The sequence below is a fragment of the Streptomyces sp. NPDC006435 genome (assembly GCF_040612315.1).
GTDB lineage: Bacteria > Actinomycetota > Actinomycetes > Streptomycetales > Streptomycetaceae > Streptomyces.
Genome location: NZ_JBEXPY010000123.1, coordinates 1 through 1,683, shown reverse-complemented (window position 1 = coordinate 1,683; position 1,683 = coordinate 1). Strand labels below are relative to the sequence as shown.

Below are 1,683 nucleotides of genomic sequence, written 5' to 3'. Positions count from 1 at the left end.
GGCGAGGCTGGCGGCGCTGCTGGTGGCCCGCGGGGTCCGGCGGGGCGACACCGTCGCCGTGGCCGTCCCGCGCTCGGCCGCACTGACCGTCGCGCACCTCGCGGTGCTGCGGGCCGGTGCGGTGTGCCTGCCGGTCGAGCCGGAGAACCCGGCCGAGCGGATCCGCGTCCTCCTGGACGACGCCGCGCCCGCCGCGGTCGTCACCGTCCAGGAGGGCCCCTCCGCGCTCCGGGACCGCGGGGCCCCGGTCGTCGTGCTCGACGACCCGGCCACCGAGGAGGAGTCCGCGGCCCTGCCGGCCGCCGGACTGCCGGGCCCGCTGCCCGACTCCCCGGCCTACCTGTTCCACACCGCCGACCCGGAGGGCCGCCCGCGCGGCGTCCTCGTGCCGCACCGGGGCCTCGTGAACCGGCTGCTGTGGGCGCGGGACGCCCACGGGCTCGGCCCGGACGACCGGGTGCTGCACAAGGCACCCGCGGACGTCGACGTGTCGGTCCGGGAGATGCTCGCCCCGCTGGTGACCGGCGCCGCCCAGGTGGCCGCCGCACCCGGCAGCCACCGCGACATGGTCGCCCTGGCCCGGACCGTCCGGCGCGAGGGCGTGACCACCGCGCACTTCGCCCCCGCCGTGCTGGAGGCATTCCTCGCCGAGCCCGAGGCCGCCCGGTGCACCGGACTGCGCCGGGTGCTGTGCGGCGGCGAGCCCCTGACGGACGGGTTGCGCGAACGCTTCCGGCTGCTCCTGCCCGAGGCGGAACTGCACGTCCTGCACGGCGCGCCGGAGACGTCGTCCGACATCGCCGCGTGGTCCGGCGCGACCGACCCCGAAGGGGCGTACCCGTCCGTCGGCCGACCGGTCTGGAACAGCCGCGCCTACGTGCTCGACGCCAACCTCACCCCGCTGCCCCCGGGCAGCGCCGGGGAGCTCTACGTCGGCGGTGTGCAGCTGGCGCACGGCTACCCGGGCCGGGCCGACCTGACCGCGCAGCGGTTCGTGGCCGACCCGTACGGCCCGGCCGGCTCCCGGCTCCACCGCACCGGCGACCTGGCCCGGATCACCCGGGACGGGACGATCGAGATCCTGGGCCGCACCGACGACCGGATCACGGTCGACGGCAGGGACATCGAGCCCGGCGAGGTCGAGGGCGCCCTGGCCGGCCACGAAGCCGTCGGAGAGGCGGCCGTGACCGCGCGCCCGGGCCCCTCGGGCGCCGTCGAGCTGGTGGCCTACCACGTGCCCGCCGACCCGGTGGCCCCCGCGGACGCCGAGACGCTGCGGGCGCACGTCGCGGCCCTGCTGCCGCACCACGCGGTGCCCGTGCACTACGTGGAACTCGACGGACTCCCGCGCACCGCGGACGGCCGGACCGACCGGGCCGCGCTGCCCGAGCCGCAGCGCAGCACCGCCCGTGCCCCTCGCAACGAGGTGGAACGGACCCTGTGCGACCTGTTCTGCGAACTGCTCAAGGTGGAGTCGGTCTCGATCGACGACAGCTTCTTCGAACTGGGCGGTCACTCCCTGCTGGCCACCCGCCTGGTGAGCCGCGTCCGCTCCATGTTCGGCATCGAACTGCCCTTCCGGGACATCTTCGATGCGCAGACGGTGGTGTTGTTGGCGGAGCGTGTGGTGGGTTCGTCGGTGGGTGGGCGTGCGGCGTTGGTGCCGATGGTGCGTCCGGATCG

Annotated in this window: 1 protein-coding gene; it reads left to right on the top strand. The window is 76.4% G+C overall.

The window, feature by feature from the left end; all coding sequences use genetic code 11:
• The coding region (locus tag ABZZ04_RS39410; protein ID WP_356937056.1) for a non-ribosomal peptide synthetase at positions 1-1,683 on the top strand (1,683 nt) is incomplete at both ends.